General features: G+C 41.5%; 9 protein-coding genes. 7 read left to right on the top strand and 2 right to left on the bottom strand.

The window, feature by feature from the left end; all coding sequences use genetic code 11:
* Window positions 1-239 precede the first annotated feature (239 nt).
* The gene (locus IQ246_RS11935) at window positions 240-1,547 is read right to left on the bottom strand and encodes a sulfite oxidase (RefSeq protein WP_194003230.1); all 1,308 of its coding nucleotides are present in this window, start codon (window positions 1,545-1,547) and stop codon (window positions 240-242) included.
* Window positions 1,548-1,659: 112 nt separating this feature from the next.
* Entirely contained in the window at window positions 1,660-3,114 is a 1,455-nt protein-coding gene (locus tag IQ246_RS11930; protein ID WP_194003228.1) for an aminotransferase class V-fold PLP-dependent enzyme, read from the bottom strand.
* Between the two features lie 885 nt (window positions 3,115-3,999).
* Between IQ246_RS11930 and IQ246_RS11925 the strand changes: the two genes are divergently transcribed.
* From IQ246_RS11925 to IQ246_RS11880, 7 genes are all read left to right on the top strand, one after another.
* Entirely contained in the window at window positions 4,000-4,446 is a 447-nt protein-coding gene (locus IQ246_RS11925; protein WP_244142003.1) for a DUF2127 domain-containing protein, read from the top strand.
* Window positions 4,447-4,508: 62 nt separating this feature from the next.
* Window positions 4,509-5,915 (top strand): 1-acyl-sn-glycerol-3-phosphate acyltransferase, encoded by a 1,407-nt coding sequence (locus IQ246_RS11920; RefSeq protein WP_194003224.1) that lies wholly within the window; start codon window positions 4,509-4,511, stop codon window positions 5,913-5,915.
* A gap of 1,203 nt (window positions 5,916-7,118) precedes the next feature.
* Window positions 7,119-15,848: a non-ribosomal peptide synthetase gene (locus tag IQ246_RS30335; RefSeq protein ID WP_244142002.1), complete on the top strand. Its 8,730-nt coding sequence runs from the start codon at window positions 7,119-7,121 to the stop codon at window positions 15,846-15,848.
* Window positions 15,849-16,121: 273 nt separating this feature from the next.
* Window positions 16,122-16,784 (top strand): hypothetical protein, encoded by a 663-nt coding sequence (locus IQ246_RS11895; protein WP_194003222.1) that lies wholly within the window; start codon window positions 16,122-16,124, stop codon window positions 16,782-16,784.
* 201 nt (window positions 16,785-16,985) lie between these two features.
* Window positions 16,986-17,561, top strand: a complete 576-nt coding sequence (gene cysC / locus IQ246_RS11890) for an adenylyl-sulfate kinase (RefSeq protein WP_194003220.1) — start codon at window positions 16,986-16,988, stop codon at window positions 17,559-17,561.
* Window positions 17,562-17,582: 21 nt separating this feature from the next.
* Window positions 17,583-19,736 carry a Rieske 2Fe-2S domain-containing protein gene (locus IQ246_RS11885; protein ID WP_194003218.1) on the top strand — a complete coding sequence of 718 codons (2,154 nt, stop codon included), beginning with the start codon at window positions 17,583-17,585 and terminating at the stop codon, window positions 19,734-19,736.
* A 202-nt stretch (window positions 19,737-19,938) separates the two neighbouring features.
* On the top strand, window positions 19,939-20,844 hold the full coding sequence (locus IQ246_RS11880; protein WP_194003216.1) for a DMT family transporter: 906 nt from the start codon (window positions 19,939-19,941) through the stop codon (window positions 20,842-20,844).
* Window positions 20,845-20,895 lie beyond the last annotated feature (51 nt).

The raw sequence follows: 20,895 nt of genomic DNA, 5'->3' as shown, positions 1-20,895 counted from the left end.
GGGCATGGGGCATGGGGAAGAAGTAATAAAGATGTACTGAATTTTTTTCAAAAATCAAATATGATTCCTATAGAGTAATCTGATTTGATTCGTGAACTGACTCGTAGAGATGGGGAATGGAGAATAGGAAATAGGGAACAGCAAAAAAGGGAGTTAGAGGTATACGCAGTTTTTTCCAAAATCAAATATGAATCCTATAGAGCAATAAATCGCTGATTACGAACCAGAGATTTAGCTTGTTAACCTTGTACAGTTACTGGATGGCTAACAACACCTCCGTAGAGCAATCCAAAATCATTCCACGGAACTGTAATCGGCTGTGTGTTACCTAAATTGTCAGTAGCACGAGCTTGGAGAGAATACTCTCCAGGAATTGGGTTCCATTCAATGTCCCAACGTACCCATGCAAATGGAAAATTAGGTTCTCTCAATCGTGCAAATTGCCAGATTTTACCACCATCTAGGCTGACTTCCACACGTACAATCTTCCCTTTTCCAGACCAAGAACGTCCGCGCAGTAAGTAAGGTTTAGCAACAAGTGTAGCTGGCCAAGCTAACTCAAAGGCGCTTTTAACATTTTGGTACTTAATTAATTTACCTTTGTATGGAGAAATAGCTGGGTAATCTGCACCAACTAGCACCATCTGCTCTAGCACCCATTGGGTGTATATTGGTGTTTCAGAAACCTCAATTCGTTCAATCCATTTAACGTTAGCATTTCCTCCCCAACCAGGAAATAAAGCACGGCATGGCTGACCGTGGTCTGGAGGTAATGGTTCCCCATTCATTGCATAGACGAGGAGCGAATTATCTGCTAGTGCCTTTGAAATCGGAACTACACTACTAAACTTGGATTGCTTTGAATCCAGCGAATCTAAATCTCCGCCTTCAACTAGTACGTCTGTTGCAGTTGATTTCAATCCAGCTCGCTCAAACAATATGCTCAGTGGTACACCAGTCCACTCAGCGACACCAATAGCGCCAAGCCGCCACCGCGTTCCAGAGAGTGGCTTGTTATAAGCGTCTTCAAAGAAGCGCCGACCATTAGCAGCACACTCAATAGCGCAAGTGACTGATATGGATGGCATAGTAATGATTTCATCGTAAGAGAATTCGCACGGTGTGGAAATGCCAGTTCCTTGAATCTGCAAACGCCAAGTAGATGGGTCGAAAGGAGGAGGCGTATTGCGATTATGAACGTAAAACCAATCATTTGGTACTATGTACCCACGTTCATACATCGCTTCCCAGTTCATCTCTAATGTGCCTTTGCTATGAGAGATATATCCTGGTGGCAATGGCTTAAGTATCTTACTGCTTTTGGCTTTGACAGTAGCAGAGGGATTTGACAGACTTGATGTGCTCGTCTGGCTGTGAGCAGGTGCAGGTCTAGCCAATCCTCCAATGGCTGTTGCGCCAACCATAGTGGCTAGTATTTGCAAAAACCGCTGGCGCGAAATACCTGCATCTGAGCTTTTTTGCCAAATGTATTCATCAACCCGTGCTTGTAGGTAATCTTCCTGGTCAAAGAGGTTTTCATCTCTCAAGCTATTACCCCCTTGTAATTAAATATTCTCAGGTAGCAAAGGTGTTTAAAGTTTGCCTCTGCTACCTGAGAGGATCAACAAATATCAGTTTTAGCGTCAAGAACAGATGAGACTAATCGTCTATTGCAGCCCAAACGCCAGTTGTTTGATCTTGTTTGTAGGAAGGCAAATAGTGATCAAGTCCATTTCGAGCTATTTCCGAAATCGCGTCAAGGAACCGATCGCAATCTTCCAATGTATTATACACAGCAAAGCTTGCCCGAATAATGGTAGGAATGTTACGCGTAATTCCGCTTTCTACTTCCTTAGCAATCTCGCAGTCTTGCTCGTCCGAAACATTTTTGAGTTTGCGAATGTATTCATAAGTGCAGAAAGCCCCGGCTCGAACTCCAATTCCATATTCTTGGGCCAGAATCTCTGCTACTAAACGTCCGTCAAACCCATTAATGTCGAAGGGTATGACATGAGCTAAATTATCTCCTGAGATGTGTACTTTCACACCAGGAATCAGCCGCAGCCGTGTGAATGTAAATTCAACTAGAGAGTGTTCGTATTCAGCAATGCGATCGCGTCCAAGTGCCTCTATAATTTTAATTGCCTTGGCAATAGCGATCGCACCCATTGCATTTGGTGTTCCGGGGTCATGTGCCCGTTCTGTATAAAAGCGCTTGATCTCTAGGTTTCTGGTAATATACGGCAAGTTTCCACCGCCGATTTGATAAGGATAAGAGCTATCAAAAAACTCCTTCGGCCCCAGCAAAACCCCTGTTCCATAAGGGGCATACATTTTATGTCCAGAAAAAGCTACAAAATCCAAATGACATGGGTCATCATCTGCACGCATATCTACCCGCTCATGCTGGATTAACTGACATACGTCAGCAAACATCTTAGCTCCATACCGATGTGCTAAAGCGGCAATTTCGTAAATAGGTGGTTTGTAACCTGTAATGGTTGAAGCACCTGTAATAGTCAGTAACTTGATTTGCTCTGCTTCGGGGCGATTTTTGTGCGCTTTGAAAATATCTTCAATTTCAGCAACACTCACACTTCCGTCTGGTTGAGTTCTGTACTGAACAATTTCGTCTCTAGTTACCCAAGGTAGAAGGTTTGATGAATGCTCAATATCAGAAACTAAGATTTTGCCAGGTTTTTTTGCCCACAGTGTAGCAGCTCCATTAATTGCTTCTGTGGTATTCTTGGCAAAGATTACATAGTTCTGTGAGGATGAGCCGACAAAATCCCGAATCACGTCTCGGCTTGCATCATATTCTCGCGTAGTAATAATAGACTTTTGCCCAGAGCCTCGATGCACGCTGCCATAGGTGTCAAGCATATCATCTACGTGCTGTTTGAGGGTTGTAAAGGGAGTGGTTGTCGCTCCATTATCCAAGTTGACGTACTTGATGTTGTTTCCGTTACGAGTTTTGACTCTGAAGGATAGAGACTCATCTGTAAATAAAGGTCTAATTTCTTTGTCCCAAAAGCTGTCAATATTTTCTGCAAATAGCAGCAATTGGGTTGCTTCTGGCTTTATTCTCTTGCCAAAATCGAGCAATTCAGTCATTTTTAACACCTCTTATGTGAAATTTTTAATTTCCTGTAAGCCTAACTGTCACAATGCTTGATCTAGTCCAGTAATCACATTACTTGGTAGGTAATGTGGTGTTTAACAGTACTTGGTAACTAACGGAAAACTCGGTGATTGGAAGTATTTTTTAATAAACAACAAAACAATAAAAAAATATAGCCGTAATTATACTGAACTATAAAATACTTAACCCCACAAATAATACGGTGTATTTATTTTTACTAAAAATAGTCTGTGATTGAAGTATTTTTCTTTCAATCATCAGAAAAAATTAGGATGTTGATAGTAATAAAATAGTACAAAGTTATCATTGAATCAGCCTGAAAATGCTTACAATGAATGTCTTTACTGAAAAGAAGCCTGTGCTAAGTTTTATATATCTTTGAGAAAAGGACATAAATTTAGTTAGCTAATATTGTTTTTTATTAACTATTTATTTACGTGTTTTAACGTAAATATCAATATTCGTTGACTTTATAATTACAGTAAAAGCTCTTAATTGTTTACTAGAATTATGGCTAACATAACTCAGCCCTTTTGAATCAGATGTTAAATGATAGATGACTATATAAATATCAATCTAAAGTAGTAAATAATCCCAGTATAAAATGTCTTCAGAGATACATTTTTAATGTATACCCTCAGATGGTTGTAATTATAGGCTTAATAGTATGTGTAAAAGCCCGACTTTTTTATACTGAGAAAGTTAATAAGCCAGTACATCTGGCAAACTTGTAGCAAGTGACGCGCGATTTCTAATCGCCAGGATACATGAAAACGGACTTTTCAAACATCCTCTTAGTTACCATAATAAAGAACCAGTTAATCAAAATTTGTAGTCACATCTACGGAGGAGGCGATTTGAAAAAGCGTCCACTTGGGTTAGTAGCGATTATTATCTACAAAGTATTAGTTGCTTTACTATTTACGGTTACTTCCATAGCTTTATTCTTGGCATTAAATAACTATCAAATTCTAGATAATTTTTCTCAGAATTATGTCTTAGAAGGGAAAGCAAGAATTATTGATTGGCTTTTAGATAAAATTATCAACTTAAAGCCTAAAACCCTTGCCTTCAGCAGCTTAAGTGCAGGTATTTATGCTATTGTTACCACTATTGAAGCGATTGGTTTATGGTACGAAAAGCCCTGGGCACATATTTTAGTATTATGCCTTGTTGGAATCAGCATTCCGCCAGAAATCTATGAGTTAATCCAGGGTATATCTCTGATAAAATTAGCCATTTTTTTAGTGAATGCAGGGGTATTTTGGTATCTGTTACGCAATTTTCCTAAAAATTACAACTAAGCGATCGCACAGCGAAAGACCCCATATTGTACAATCGCTAGAAACACAATCTGGAGAGCGACTTGCCTAGATCGATTCACTCTACTCAACCACCACTGAGATTTATTCCCCTACGTTTTAACCGACTCATACTCCAGATTACTCAGTGGTTACTGCCGATTTTGCTCCGGTTTCGGACTCGACCCTGGCTACCTGCTGGTATCGTCAATATTGAAGCCAAAAATACTGAAGTATTAGCCGAACTGTATCAACAATTCCAGTCAGGCAAAATTCGTTTTTTGATCGCATTTCGCCATCCAGAGGTGGAAGATCCCCTTTGTATGCTATATCTGCTTTCCCGCATTGTGCCAAAGGTTGCTCGTCAGCAAGGTATCAAGCTAAAATACCGAGTTCACAGCTACTTCCTTTATGACCGAGGTATGACGCTCTGGGCTGGGGACTGGCTCGGTAAATTGTTCTCTCGAATCGGGGGTGTTCCAGTTCGTCGTGGTAGAAGACTAGACCGAAAAGCCATCCAAACAGCACGGGAGTTGTTTGCTAATGGCAAATTCCCGATCGCAGTTGCACCCGAAGGAGGTACTAATGGTCTTAGTAGCATTGTTAGCCCTTTGGAACCTGGTGTTTCCCAAATGGGTTTCTGGTGTGTAGAAGACTTGCAAAAAGCCAATCGTTCTGAGACTGTTGTGATTGTGCCGATCGCCATCCAGTATCGCTACGCTGAGCCACCTTGGTCAAAACTGGATTGGCTATTGAGTAAATTGGAAACTGATAGCGGCTTACCAATTCAAGAAATTGCTCAGGGCGATCAAGAACAAATATACTATGAACGCATCTGTCGGCTGGCTGAATATCTGATTACCGAGATGGAAGAGTTTTATCGCCGCTTCTATCATCAAGACATCCCCAAAACTATCTCAACTGATGAATCTACCAATTCTAATCAGATACTGATTGACCGACTGCACCATTTAATGAATATAGCTTTACAAGTAGCCGAGGAATATTTTGGACTCCAGTCACAGGGAACTTTTATTGACCGTTGTCGCCGTTTGGAAGAAGCTGGCTGGAATTATATTTACCGAGAAGATTTAGCAGATATCAATACTTTATCACCCTTAAAACGTGGACTTGCAGACTGGATTGCTGAAGAAGCAGACTTGCGGATGCGACACATGCGCTTAGTGGAGAGTTTTGTAGCAGTTACAGCCACCTATATTCAAGAACAATCAACCGCAGAAAGGTTTGCAGAAATAGCGTTACTGATGTTTGATATGCTCTCTCGAATTAAGGATACAACACTTCCGGGGCGACCTCGGTTAGGTTGGAAAGAGGCGCAAATTACGGTGGGTGAGCCAATTTCAGTTACTGAGCGCTTAGCAAGTTCTCAAGGCGATCGCCACGCAGTTAGACAAGCTATGAGCGATTTGACAAAGGATTTGCAAGTTGCATTGCAGAAGATGATTAGTTAACGCTCTTCCATCACTCTGATCAAAGAAAAATCTCAGCCAACTTTTAAATAAGCAGGACTTACGCAAGTGTCATATTTTTAACGCCAGAGGTTGTCCAGAGTCAAAGGTCAAAAGTCCAAAAAACCTTGATTCTTGAACGCCACTTGCTTCAAGTCGGCAGAGCCGCAAGGGCGCAGTGGCTCCCCTTGACCCTTGACTCTTATACCAGAAGCCTTGTGTGCCAGTTGCGTAAGTCCTAATAAGGTACAGAAACGGGGTTTCGAGCTTTATTTTCTAAGATTATGGCTAGAATCATCTGTTTGAAATGAAAGTCTTGTGTAGCAAGGATTATTGTTTTTTCCTGTGGACAGAGTGATGGAAGAGCGTTATGTTATGTCCGGTTGAATACTTATAGTTAAGGCTGACACGGGAACGCGGGGAATTTTGAATTATGAGTAATTAAGCGGACTTGATATTAACCTGCTTCTCTAGTTGCAAAAAAGTTACAGTTGTCTGGTGATTATTCTTTATTAATTGTCTTAACTGTCTTAACTGTCTTAACTGTCTGCTTAACTGTCTTAACTGCTATTGCGTTTTTCTGAGAAAACTGAGATTATTTATTGGACAAAATTTATCACGCAAAAAAAAATAATTTCAAGCAAGATTGTGAAGCTACCCATATTGAAAAGAATATCAAATAAATTTTCTTAACGTGCTACGATATCGAACAGCAAAGTTCCATATTCTTTAGAAACAAGATTGAAAAATAAAAAACATAATATTGAAATTTTCGCAAGTTATGTAGAGGTTTTACAATCACCAATTCAGCGCTAAAAACTATTGCTAGTCAAACTTATTTTGATAATTATCGTGTTGTGATTTCCTCTAATTTCAAGTGTTTATATACTGTAATTGATGAGGATTGGTCGCTAATAACCCAGCCAATCTAGCTGTTTTTGGGTGTAAATTAGTAGACAAACAGAACAAATAAGTCTTAGATACAGATAATATCTTGCTAGTTTATTGAGGAACGAGTTTTATAAGGATTTTCTAAGTCAAAAATTGATAATTGTAATGGGGAAAACCTATTTTAAAAATTTTATTTGACGATGGCAGTCAAGAAAAGATAAGTTATGTAGCTTACTATCCAGCTAAATATTATTTTGTTTAGCAGTAAATTTGCTAATTTCATGAGAAATATATAAATTAGTTTAAATAAATTTTATGACTACACAACATTTTTTTAAAGATATCTGTAAACAAAAAATTGTTATTACAGCTACATTTACAAGTGAACCAATTGAGGATTATTTGTCGTATTGGCTCAAAGAGATAGGAGTCCCTTACTTAATAGAGTTTGCTCCTTACAATCAGGTATTTCAAGAACTACTCAATCCAGCTAGCTTTTTGGCTAACAATCAAGATGGAGTTAATGTACTTCTGGTTAGGTTTGAAGATTGGGAAGGAACTAAGAATCGTCTCCAATTGACAGTTGAGGATTATTTAAAAGAACAAATTTTTGGCGATCGCTTACGCCACAGCTTACCAAATCACTTAGAAATCGCTCACCTTAACCAGTACGAAACGGAGTATCTATACCAAGAAATTTTTGTAGATCGCGTCTATTTAAAGCATGGAATTGTCTTCAATGAAGACGACTGTATAATCGATGTCGGAGCGAATATTGGCCTCTTCACTTTATTTGCTCAGCAAAAATCTCCCAAAGGAACTATTTACGCATTTGAGCCTGCACCTCATGCTTTTGATCAATTACAGACTAACGCCAAGCTCTACTGTCAAAATACCCATCTTTTCAACTGCGGATTAGGTGGTGAACGCAAAGAAGAAACCTTCACTTTTTATCCTCGTTCCTCGGTTTTCTCAAGTTTTGCAGCTGATACAGAGCAAGATGAAAAAGCTATTCGCTCAGTCATCATTAATATGCTGCAACGCGATAATTCCTTGGATCAAGAGTCATTAGAGCGCCTAGCTGATGAATTTCTCAAAGATAGACTAGAGCAAGAAACTTATCAGGCTCAATTACGAACTCTTTCAGAAATTATCGAAGAATACAAGATTGAAAAAATTGATTTACTGAAACTAGATGCTGAAAAAAGCGAGTTAGCAATTCTCCAAGGAATTAAAGACCATCACTGGTCATTAATTAAACAAATAGTCATGGAGGTGCATGACCAAGAAGGCAGTACAATTAAACACGTCATGCGCCTGCTTGAAGACAAAGGATTTCAATTTATCGTCGATGAAGAATCTCTGCTACACGGATCAGGACTCTTTAATATCTATGCTACTCGCCTCAACCAAAAGCACAACCCAGGATCACAGCAATTTGGACAAAACGCAGCACAAATAGAGCAAACCGTCAGAGATTTTGGTAGTGCTTTAAAAACTGCAACAACGCGATCGCCAAATCCGTACTTGGTCTGTATCTGTCCTCCCTCTCCAATTAGTGATACAGCATCCAACACTTTACATGAAAGAATGCAAGATCTGTTAGAAGCTGATCTCAAAAATGTCCGTGGTCTATATCTGATAAAAAGTCAAGAATTGACCAGTACCTACCCAGTAAAGGAGTACTACGATCCTTACGGTGATGAATTAGGACACATTCCCTATACACCAACCTTTTTCTGTGCCTTGGGGACGATGCTGGCGCGGAAAATCTTTGCTTTAAAGAGCTATCCCTACAAGGTAATTGCCCTTGATTGCGACCATACATTATGGAATGGTATTTGTGGTGAGGATGGAGTTGCGGGAGTGAAAATCGATCCACCATTGCGATCGCTACAAGAATTTATCATAGAGCAGCAAGCGGCAGGAAAGTTGATTTGTTTGTGTAGCAAGAATCAACAAGAGGATGTATTTGCAGTTTTTGACCAACATCCAGATATGGTGCTTAAGCGCCATCATCTGGTCAATTGGCGGATTAACTGGCGATCAAAATCGGAGAATCTGAAGTCTTTAGCTGCTGAATTGCAACTGGGTTTAGATAGCTTTATTTTCATTGATGATAATCCAGTTGAGTGTGCTGAAGTTAGAGCCAACTGTCCAGAAGTCTTGACCCTCCAGCTTCCTGAAAATCAAGATTCCATCCCTCAGTTTTTACAGCATATTTGGGCTTTTGACCAACTCCACACCACCCAAGAAGACCAACAAAGAACTAATCTCTATCAACAGAATGTCCAGCGCCAGCGTTTACAGCAAGATTCTCTCTCCTTTACTGATTTCCTCGCCCAACTGGACTTAGAAATTGAGATTTCCCCAATGGAAAGCGAGCAACTGGCGCGGGTTGCTCAACTTACCCAACGCACCAATCAATTTAACCTCACAACAATCCGGCGGTCTGAGGCTGAAATTCAACAACTTTGTAATTCAGGAAAATTACAGTGTCGAACGGTCAAAGTCAAAGACCGCTTTGGAGATTATGGCTTAGTCGGTCTGCTGTTGTTTGAAGTTCAAGAAAATGCACTAATCGTAGACACATTTTTACTGAGTTGTCGGGTACTTGGTCGGGGTGTGGAACATAAAATGCTGTCCTATTTGGGAACTCTGGCTCAAGAAAGGGGATTGGGACGAGTCGAGCTTTTCTATACACCTACGAATAAGAATCAACCAGCTAGGGATTTCTTAACTAATGTTGGTAGACAATTTCAGCAGGAAAAAGATGGGGGTTGGTTATTCGAGTTTCCATCTCAAACCGCATCTGAGTGCAGTTACATACTTATATCCGATGGGGATATCGTAGATAAAGAGTCTAATGGGAACTTAGTAGAAGCAGCCTCCTTAGAAGCTAAAAAAGTACTCATATCCGATAGATATATCGTAGATAACAAGCCCGATCAAGAAGCGAAATCTATATCTAATAACTCGTTCAAAGAAGTCTCCGCCGCAGACTTCTTTGAACGCATCGCTCAAACTCTATATAGTCCCGAACTTATTCTCAAAGAGATTGCATCCCGACAACAGCGCCAACGTCCTCAGTTAGATATAGAATTTGTTGCTCCTCGGACTCCTATAGAAAAGGCGATCGCACATCTGTTTGCAGAAATACTGAAAGTTGACAGAGTGGGTATTGATGATAACTTCTTTGAACTAGGTGGGGATTCGATTCGAGGGGCGATTCTGATTAATAAACTGCAAGCGCAATTAAACGAAATTGTTCACTTTGTTGTTTTATTTGATACTAAGACAGTTAATGGGCTAGCAGCGTACATAGAAGAAAACTACCCCCAAGCAGCAGCAAAACTACTTGGTAAAGAAATAAGTTCAATTAGTGAACTACCACAAGAGCGCATCGATGAAGCTAAAGTTTTGCAAATGCGAGGGCTGATTCCCTCCATTGCTTCCCCAATCGATGATGACGCAATCAAAAACCCGCCAGCTATCTTTATCCTCTCACCTCATCGTAGCGGTTCTACCTTACTCCGCGTCATTTTAGGAGGAAATCCGCAGTTGTTCGCGCCTCCAGAATTAGAACTGCTGACGTTTAATACTCTTGGGGAACGAAAAGCAGCATTTTCTGGACGTTACAGCTTTTGGATGGAAGGGACGATTCGCACCATTATGCAAATTCGGGGGTGTTCTCCAGAAGAAGCGATCGCACTTATGGAAGAATTAGAAGCGAAAAATCTCACTACCAAGCAGTTTTACCAACTTATACAGCAATGGCTGGGCGATAAAATCTTGGTAGATAAAACCCCCTCCTACTCCATAGATGTAGAAACCCTCAAACGGGCAGAAATCAACTTCCAAAACCCACTCTACATCCATCTTGTGCGTCATCCACTAGCTACGATGCGCTCTTATGAAGAAGCCAGAGTAGAGCAAACATTTCCCTATCAACATCCCTTCAATCGGCGAGAACTCGCTGAACTCGTTTGGCTAATTAGCCATCAAAATATTCTCGAATTTTTACAACAAGTTCCTCAAGAACGCCAGTATCAAATCCAATTTGAAGACATCGTTAGCCAACCACAGACTAGTGTTGAAGGCTTATGCCAATTTTTAGGGGTGGAATTTCATCCTGATATGCTGCAACCCTACAAAGAGAAAAAGCAGCGCATGACCGATGGGATCTATGCCCAATCTAGAATGGTAGGGGATGTGAAATTTCACGAACATCAGAGCATTAATCCTAGCACCGCAGATAGTTGGAAGCAGTACTACAGCAGCGACTTTTTAGGCGATGTAACTTGGCGGTTAGCAGAGTCTTTGAAATATCAAAGAAATAACGGTGCTATTACTCCAGTTCGTCGGGGAAATCAAACAGAATCTCAGACTTTCCCGCTTTCTTTCGCCCAGCAACGCCTATGGGTTTTGGCACAATTGGAGCCGGATAGCCCTTTTTACAATATGTTTAAGGCTGTTCGTCTGAACGGGCGTTTGGATATAGAAGTTTTAGAACGCAGTCTCAACGAGATTATCCGCCGTCACGAAGTTCTACGAACTACTTTTAGTGCAGTTGAGGGAACGCCTGTACAGGTAATTGCTCCCCACGCAACTATGAAACTCTCGGTTGTAGACTTGCAACGATTGTCAGGACAAGAACAGTCAGAACAATTGCAACTTTTAGCGACTCAGGATCAATTGCAACCCTTTGATCTCAGTAGAGGATTGTTGCTGCGAGTGACTTTAGTAAGGTTAAATAACGAACCGCAGAGGTACGGAGAACACAGAGAAAGAGAGAAAGATTCTCAAATTTGGTTGACTCAGCAAAGTGTGCAACTCAAGTCGGAGTCTTATGCTTTGTTATTGACCATGCACCATATCATCGGTGATGGCTGGTCAATGGGAGTATTCATTAAAGAATTGTCGAGTTTGTATCGAGGCTTTTTGGTTGGCGAGCCTTTTCCCCTTCCAGAATTACCGATTCAATACGCAGATTTTACCATTTGGCAACGCCAATGGTTGCAAGGAAAAGTACTACAAACCCCAATCAATTACTGGACGCAACAATTAGCAGGCGCACCACCTCTGTTGGAACTACCTACGGATAGGCCCCGTCCTTCGGTGCAAACTTTCCGGGGTTGGTGTTTTTCGTTCCAGCTAGATGCAAAACTGACGACATCGCTGAAAGAACTCAGCCAGAAGTCAGGAACTACCTTATTTATGACCTTGATGGCAACTTATGCTACTTTACTGTTCCGTTACAGTGGTCAGTCAGATATTCTACTGGGAACACCGATCGCTAGCCGCAATCATCAAGATATAGAAGGGTTAATTGGCTTTTTTGTCAATACCTTAGTGATGCGAACTCGACTAGAAGGTAATCCCAGTTTCTCCAAGCTCCTAATGCAAGTCCGGTCTGCTTGCATGGATGCCTACGCCAACCAAGATGTTCCCTTTGAGCAGATTCTTGAAGCTTTGCAAATAGAGCGCAGTCTCAGCCACAGTCCTCTATTTCAGGTGATGTTTGCATTGCAGAATGCCCCATTAGAGGAATTAGAAACGCCTGAATTAGCTATCGCACCTCTACATCTAGATAATGTCAACGCCAAATTTGACCTCACATTACAAATGTGGGAAACAAATACAGACGAAGGAAACTCCCTACAAGGGTTTTGGCAATACAACACCGACCTATTCGATGAAGACAGAATCGCTCGCATGACTGGTCATTTCCAGACATTATTAGCGGGAATTGTGGCAAATCCTGAAGAATCGGTAGGTACATTGCCATTACTAACTGAGGGTGAACGTCATCAATTACTAGTGGAATGGAATGATACTGACACACCGTATCCCGATACTAAATGTATCCATCAAGTCTTTGAGGAACAGGTAGAACAAACACCTCATGCGATCGCACTGGTGTATGAGGACGAGTCTCTGACATACCGGGAGTTGAACGATCGCGCCAATCAACTAGCGCACTATCTGCAAAGCTTGGGAGTCAAAGAAGAAGTATTGGTGGGGATTTGCGTCGAGCGATCGCTTGAAATGGTAATTGGGCTGCTAGCAATTCTCAAAGCAGGCGGTGCTTACGTTCCTATCGATCCAACATATCCCCCAGAGCGGATCGCCTTCGTGTTGAATGATTCGCAAGTTAAGGTTTTGTTGACACAACAGCGATTACTTACCCAGCTATCGGAGCATGGAGCAGTAGTTATCTGTCTAGATCAAGATTGGCAGATTATTTCTCAGTCGAGTCGAGACAATTGCCTCAGCAATGTACAAACAACTAACTCCGCTTACGTAATTTATACCTCTGGTTCCACCGGACAGCCGAAGGGAGTAGTGGTTGCCCATCAAGCACTGCTAAATTTGGTGTTTTGGCATCAACAAACCTTTGAAATCACTTCATTAGATCGAGCCACTCAGTTAGCAGGAATGGCATTTGATGCAGCAGCATGGGAATTGTGGCCTTACTTGACAGCAGGAGCGAGCATATACTTAGTTGCAACTGAGGTAATTAACTCACCCATAGAACTGCGAGATTGGCTGATATCAAAACAAATTACCATCAGTTTTCTGCCAACGCCCCTGACAGAAGAGTTTTTGTCCCTAGAATGGACTGAAAATCTAGCTGTGCGAACAATTCTAACTGGTGGGGATCAGTTGCATAAATATCCATCAGCTTTGGTTCCGTTCCAGGTGGTAAATAATTATGGGCCCACAGAAAATACTGTGGTGACAACTTCTGGGGTGGTAGCTACTGATCAGCACCACAATATTTCACCTCATATTGGTCGGGCGATCGCTAACACGCAAGTCTACATCTTAGACCCCTATCTCCAGCCTGTACCCATTGGTGTATCAGGAGAATTGCACGTCAGTGGAGCCAGTCTCGCCCGTGGCTACCTTAACCGCCCAGAGTTGACACAAGCAAAATTCATCCCCAACCCCTTTAGCCCTCAAGAAAAGGCACGTCTTTACAAAACTGGTGATTTGGGACGCTACCTCCCAGATGGCAAAATCGAGTACCTGGGACGCATTGACAACCAAGTTAAAATCCGTGGCTTCCGCATCGAGTTGGGGGAAATAGAGACAGCACTGACTCAACACCTCCATGTCCGGGATGCCGTTGTCGTTGCGAGGGAAGACAAGCCCAATTTCAAGCGGTTGGCGGCTTATGTTGTCCCAGAAGGCAAGCAGCACAACACTCAAGAAGAATTGCGCCTGTTCCTCAAGGAAAAACTGCCTGAATATATGGTGCCTGCATCCTTCACAATTCTAGACACCTTGCCGATTACGCCCAATGGAAAAGTAGATCGTCGCGCCTTACCAGCACCGAAGTTTGAGTTTAATGACACGACTGGCTTTGTCCTTCCTCGTACCCATCATGAAAAAGTTTTGGTGAAAATCTGGCAGGATGTTTTATTATTGAAGCAAGTTTGTATTCACGACAACTTTTTTGAATTGGGTGGGGATTCCCTAATTGGAATCCAAATTGTCTCCAGAGCTAATCAAGCTGGATTAAAATTAACTCCCAAACAGCTATTTCAGCACCAAAACATTGCTGAGTTAGCTGCTGTAGCGGCGACAACTACCTCCTTGGGGGCAGAACAAGGATTGGTTAAAGGCATTGTTCCATCAACACCGATTCAGCATTGGTTCTTTGAGCGAAATTTACCCGAACCCCATCACTTTAACCAATCTTTCCTATTAGAAGTTCCGCCAAATATCCAACCGGAATTACTAGAGCAAGCAATACAAAAGTTAGTGTACCATCACGATGCTTTACGGCTGCGGTTTGTGCAGCAAGCAACGCAATGGCAACAGTACAACAGTGATGTGTGCGATGAAGTATCGTTAGTGATTGCTGATTTATCCAACCTGACTCAAACAGAACAATCAAAAGCAATTGAGTTAAAGGCAGAAGAAATACAGCGATCGCTAAACTTAGCAGATGGGCCACTGCTGCGGGTCGTTTTATTTAACTTCGGCAAATCTTCCCCAGGACGTTTGCTCATCGTCATCCATCACTTGGCTGTAGATGGGATTTCCTGGCGGATTTTGCTAGAAGATTTATCTCAGGGATACAAACAGTTAGATAGTGGTAACAATATCCAACTCCCTGCAAAAACAACTTCTTTTAAGGATTGGGCCATCCGATTGCAGGATTATGCAGGCGATCGCGAACTACACTCAGAGCTAGATTACTGGCTGCACTCAAGCTCCTTTGCAGTTACTCCCTTACCGTTGGATTCTCCTGCTGTTGAGTCAGAAAACACCGTCGGCTCAAGTCGCATTGTTTCTGTATCCCTCAGTAGACAACAGACTCGCGCCCTATTGCAGGATGTCCCGATCGCCTACAACACCCAAATTAACGATGTGCTATTGACCGCATTAGTACAAAGTTTTGTTGGCTGGACAGGCTATGACTCCCTACTGATTGAATTAGAAGGCCACGGACGGGAGGACTTGTTTGAGGATGTAGACTTATCCCGCACAGTAGGCTGGTTTACCAGTATATTCCCCGTTTGCTTAAAACTTGCAGGTCTTCACCATCCCGGAGAGGCTCTCAAGTCGGTCAAGGAGCAACTGCGACGCATCCCCAACCGAGGTATTGGCTATGGCATCCTGCGGTATCTGAGCCACGATGCAACTATACACAAGCAACTTGAGCTACTCCCTCAAGCTCAAGTGAGCTTCAACTACTTGGGTCAATTCGACCAAACGCACCTAGCACCCCTTGGTTGGAAATATGCTCAAGAGTCTAGCGGTTCTATTCACAGTTCCAAAGGACAGCGCCGCCATTTGTTGAATGTAAATGGATTAGTCATTGAAGGTAGATTGCAGATGGAGTGGAAATATAGCGAAGCTTTCCATCACCAGGCTACTGTAGAAAATTTGGCTAACAACTATGTGAAAGTCTTAGAAGCTATTATTGACCACTGCTTATCCCCAGAAGCAGGAGGCTATACTCCTTCAGATTTTCCTGAAGTTGGTTTCAGCCAAGAAGCGTTGGACGAACTGCTAGCAGAAATTGAATGAAGTTGTCATTAGTCATTAGTCATTAGTCATTTGTATTTGAAAGGACAGATGACAAAGGACAAAGGACAATTGTTTGAATTTTTCCACACCAACCATATTCATTGTTTGTTTATGACAATCTCGAAAGCAACACTCACAACCGCGCGTGATACAGGGATTTTAGTTAATAAGCTTGCTTCCAAAATATCCTGCATCTCTTATCAAAGTATGCGTCGGTCTAGCAGAGTATTGAGAGAATTTGTACTTTATTATTTTCCAATTTATAACCTCTCAATGAATGACTTTTTTCGGTTTTATCCCATCTTAGGTTTTATTGAAGCTCTGGTTTATCAAACTGATGATGAAGTCGAAAAAATTCAAGGTGAAGGCTACGATAAGCTGCACGTTTCTCCTTGGCATTCTAAGCAAGAAATGATTTTGGCTGTTTTAGAAGAGTATAATCTCAAGCATTGTAAAGTTGAATTTTATATGCAAAAGTTGGGAGAATATTTTGAATTAGAAACCCAGATATTAGCTACCTCTCATGTTACTCATGGAATGATTAAAAAGGCGGCGGAGTTACGTTCTTCCGATTATCGAGTGCTCCACTGTACTTTGCTCAAAATGTTAGGACTAAATTACTCAGAAGAGGAATTAAATGAAGAAGTAAGACTGATGTGGCCTTTAGAAGTTCTAAATGACATTGAAGACGATTTGATGTTTTACTCAGAGGATGTAGCAGCTAAACATTATAACACCTACAGAATGTTTGTGAAAGTTTATGGAGAAAAAGCTCCTTATTACTTAAAGAAAGAATTAGATTTTTATGAAAGTTTATTTCATAAACAGATAGGAAAATTTTCAGGAATGAAACGAGAATCTTTTATCAAACCTTGGAATGCTTATCGTCTCGATCATCCAGTACCAGTAATCCCCGAACCGATTCTAGAAGACTAATATTAAGTATTGCTAATAGCTAATAACCAATTGCTCATTTATTTCCACTATTAGTTATTAGCTATCTCTTGATCAAGCGAAACTAAATGCATAAAAAAAGTCTAGTTATAATCAAAATAGCAATTCGCAAGTCATCACAAGCTACAATGCTTTAAACACACTTTTTTAGACTAGCAGTTTAGTATAAGCGTCAGGGTTAAGATGGTGGAAAAACAGCGCGGTGTAACAATATGGTTAACTGGTTTGAGTGGTGCTGGCAAAACCACTATTTGCCAATTTTTGAACACAGAGTTGCGATCGCAAGGATATCAAATTGAGGTACTTGACGGCGATGTAGTTCGTCAAAACTTAAGTAAGGGGTTAACTTTCAGCAAGGAAGATCGAGACGAGAATATTCGGCGAATTGGTTTTGTAGCTCAATTGCTAACTAGAAATAATATCATTGTACTGGTTTCGGTCATCTCGCCATATCGAGCAATCCGAGAAGAAGTCAAAGAACGGATTGGAGATTTTATTGAAGTGTACGTCAATGCACCATTAGAAGTTTGCGAACAGCGAGATGTCAAAGGTTTGTACAAAAAAGCCAGAGCCGGCGAAATAAAAAATTTCACTGGAATTGACGACTTATATGAAATACCTCTTGAACCTGATGTTGAATGCAAAACTAATCAAGAAAGTATTGCCCAAAGCTCAAATAGAATTTTAAGTAAGTTGAAAGAATTAGGCTATACAAATTCCATATTGTTGCCAGAAGTCGAAAGTTGCTCGCGGATATGATGAAAACTAGGAAAACATGAAATGATTTTAGTAGAAGAAAAGAACCTGTGTCAACTTTTCGTGGAAGCTGGACGAGAGCAATATTATTTTGCTGCTCTGGGTAATAATTTTGCCAATAATGATGAAGTAGCATGGAATAATTTCGTTAGCATTTTATTATCAGCAAAGGGTGATTATGCTGTTGAAACAGTATATAAATATCTAGTAAATGCAGTTGCTGAATATAACAAGCAAAATCAGACAAAATTCAATATCAAAATTGTTTATGATTACTTTATTGCTAAAATCATTCGTTCAATCTTTGTTGAAATATCGGAACTAGAGAAAAACTGGTATTTTATTTGTCGCGTTGCAGAAATTCCCCAGCCTGGAGATTTTGTGACTGTTCAAATTTTTCAGGAACCGTTGGTGGCTGTACGCCAATCAGACGGAACAATTCGCGTTTTCCTCAATGTCTGTACTCATCGCCAAGCACCGGTCTTTGAAGGCCATGGTTGTGTAGGTGTAGATAAACCGGCTCTTTGTCCTTATCATGGATGGGCTTATGGTATAGATGGTCACTGCAAGAATGCACCAGGGGCAAATAGAGGAGAGTTTGGTGCTGATTTCGATCTGAGAAATTACAGTTTACAAGAGTTTGAGGTCAAGATTGAGGAGAATCAAGGAGTATTTGCCAAGCTTTCAGAAAATAGTCATCTCAAGCAAGAATTACAATCTGAGAACCATCAAAACATCGGGGTAGAAATTACCAATCTGCTTAATTCCGTGAGTCCAGGCTATGCAGATGGTGAAACAGCCACACTTCCAGAACCAATCCGCCTCTGGTTGAGAATTGGTTATTTAGAAGCACAGCTAAAGCAGCTAATTGCAGATATTACCCAAGGAAGAACAGGCGATCGCCACCAATTAATGTTGGAGTCATTGATTGGGGAACTCAAACAAGCTATCCTGACTATCGATAGTGATGGGTCAACTCCAGAACTAGATGAAGTGCTTCAACGAGTTTACAACAGTAGTGACGAGCAAAGGCAGTTTATTGAGTACTCCAAAATTGATATTGATGGCATAGAGTGTTCCGAATCATCTCAAAGAAGACAAGCATTGCCAATATGGATTTATGGCGATGCAGCATTGTTTGCTTTGGAAGTTGAGCATTTAATTAAACCAACCTGGCAATTTGTTTGCCATATCAACGAAGTTCCCCAACCGGGTAACTTCACTTGGCTGGATATTGTCGGTGAACGAGCCTACGTCATTCGCACTGCAAGCGGTGAATTATTTGCTGGCAAACTTCAGGATGTGATACAACGTGGGAGCTATCCGCAATTTGGTTTACCCAATTACGGTTTAGAACCCATCGACATTGACATTTTTTATGGATTTATTTTCATTCGCTTTACTTGGGAAGGCTCAAGATTAGCTGAAAGTTGGCATCTACCCGGCTTATTAGAACCCTACCAACTGGAAAATATGCAACCCATTGGTGGAGTCGGTAGGTATGACATTAATGTAGAGGTGGATTACAAACTGCTGTGGGAAAACTTCTTAGAAGATTACCATTTTCCCATGATGCACAAAGGTTTAACCCGTCGCTTTGGAGTGTCGAGCGATTGTGAAGGCATCAACGGCATGATTATTCCCATGCGCGATCCGGCTTCACCCAGCTTAACCCCAATCGAGCGACAATATTATGATTGCGCCAAAGCGATCGCTCGACATTCTTGGGAGCGTGAGCAGCAATTACAAGATTTTGCGTCTGAAAACCATTCTTTGCCCGAAACGCTGTGTTATTCAGCCTTCTGCTCGATGTCAGCCCAAGAAGAAATCCCCATGCCTTTTTCTTTGAGCGTATTTCCTGAACACGTCCAAACTTTTTCGTTAGTTCCCGCCGGGCCAAGGGAGTGTCGGTTTCACGTTCGCAGTTACGGACATACCCTCAACCCCCACGACACTAACAGCAAAGCTGTTGAAGAGGCGCGTCTAGCGAACACCCAACTTCTTCTGGAATCGTTGCATGAGGACATTCGCGTTAACTACATTTGTCAAGATAGCGTTTCATCGCGACTGTTCGAGAAAATTGGAGTATTCAGTATTGCCGAGTTTGATGTTGCTAAATTTCAGGAGGCTATCCGCATTAAGTTGCCAATAACCAGTCGCCAAAGAAAACCATTGTAACTAAGCTAAGGGACTTCCAAGTTGCACATTTACTAGCTAAGACCGTCATTAATCATTTGTCATGCGTCCTTTGTAAATACTTTTGACTAATGACGCATGACAGCCCTAATGAATGATTGTGCAATTTAAATGTGTTTTAGCTTACTACTGTCAAAGGGAACAGGGAAAGGTGTGTAATTAATTCTGTTTAGGTATTCATAACATGAAATTAGATGACCGCAATCAATCCACGCAAAATGCCCGCCACATTCAGGGCATAATTGCGATCGCGATCGTTAGTCTAATATGGGCGACGACCTTTCCACTGACCAAAGATGCAGTCACTAACTTTTCGCCATCTGTACTTACCGCCAGTCGTTTCAGCGTTGCAGCAGCGATATTTACCCCGTATTTGCGCTCCTTAAACGCTCACATATTACGTGATGGCACAGTTTTAGGACTTCTACTTTTCGCCTGCTTTGCCTTCCAAGCGATCGGGCTAGAAACTGCCAATGCCAACCGGGGAGGATTCATTTTCAGCCTAAATGTGATCATTGTACCCCTGTTGGCAGCGTTATTCGGTCAGCCCTTGGTGCTTAAAACTTTACTCGCCGCCGGATTTGCCCTTACAGGTATCGGCATTATGTCCTGGGAAAATGGCTCTCTAGGCATAGGTGACTTGTTGTTGTTTGGCGAAACCTGCATTTACGGGGTTTATATGCTGGTACTTCAGAGAACGGCACAACGCCACTCAACTCTATCCCTGACTGCAATCCAACTGTGGATTGTAGCAGTGTTAAGCGCCGTCTGGGCAGCGCCGGAGATGGTCGGGCAATTTGAGACTCTGAGCAATAAATATGGCATTATCCTCTACCTCGGTCTGGTAGGGACTGCTGGTACTATTTGGTTAGAAACAATAGGCCAGCAATGGATTTCAGCAACTGAAGCGGCACTATTGTGTACCCTCGATCCGGTACTCACGTCCGTTTTTTCCTTTTGGCTACTCGGCGAAAAGTTTGGAGTACGCGGTTTGATTGGCACAGTTTTGGTATTAACTGCATTGATTTTAAGTCAGAGTAAATCTCAATATATAGATAAAAAATTAATCTTTGGCACAGAACATATTTAAAAATTACTAATTTTAACTTTCTTTTTTCTACCATACGACCTTGGTTCAAAC

The sequence above is a fragment of the aff. Roholtiella sp. LEGE 12411 genome, from assembly GCF_015206995.1.
In the GTDB taxonomy this organism is placed as follows: Bacteria; Cyanobacteriota; Cyanobacteriia; order Cyanobacteriales; family Nostocaceae; genus Komarekiella.
This window is presented reverse-complemented; position numbering and strand designations above follow the sequence as displayed.

Excerpts from the sequence above, each read along its gene's own strand:
- IQ246_RS11885 (WP_194003218.1), top strand. The coding sequence starts at position 17,583 with ATGATTTTAGTAGAAGAAAAGAACCTGTGTCAACTTTTCGTGGAAGCT.
- IQ246_RS11930 (WP_194003228.1), bottom strand. The coding sequence starts at position 3,114 with ATGACTGAATTGCTCGATTTTGGCAAGAGAATAAAGCCAGAAGCAACC.
- cysC (WP_194003220.1), top strand. The coding sequence starts at position 16,986 with ATGGTGGAAAAACAGCGCGGTGTAACAATATGGTTAACTGGTTTGAGT.
- IQ246_RS30335 (WP_244142002.1), top strand. The coding sequence starts at position 7,119 with ATGACTACACAACATTTTTTTAAAGATATCTGTAAACAAAAAATTGTT.
- IQ246_RS11880 (WP_194003216.1), top strand. The coding sequence starts at position 19,939 with ATGAAATTAGATGACCGCAATCAATCCACGCAAAATGCCCGCCACATT.
- IQ246_RS11895 (WP_194003222.1), top strand. The coding sequence starts at position 16,122 with ATGAATGACTTTTTTCGGTTTTATCCCATCTTAGGTTTTATTGAAGCT.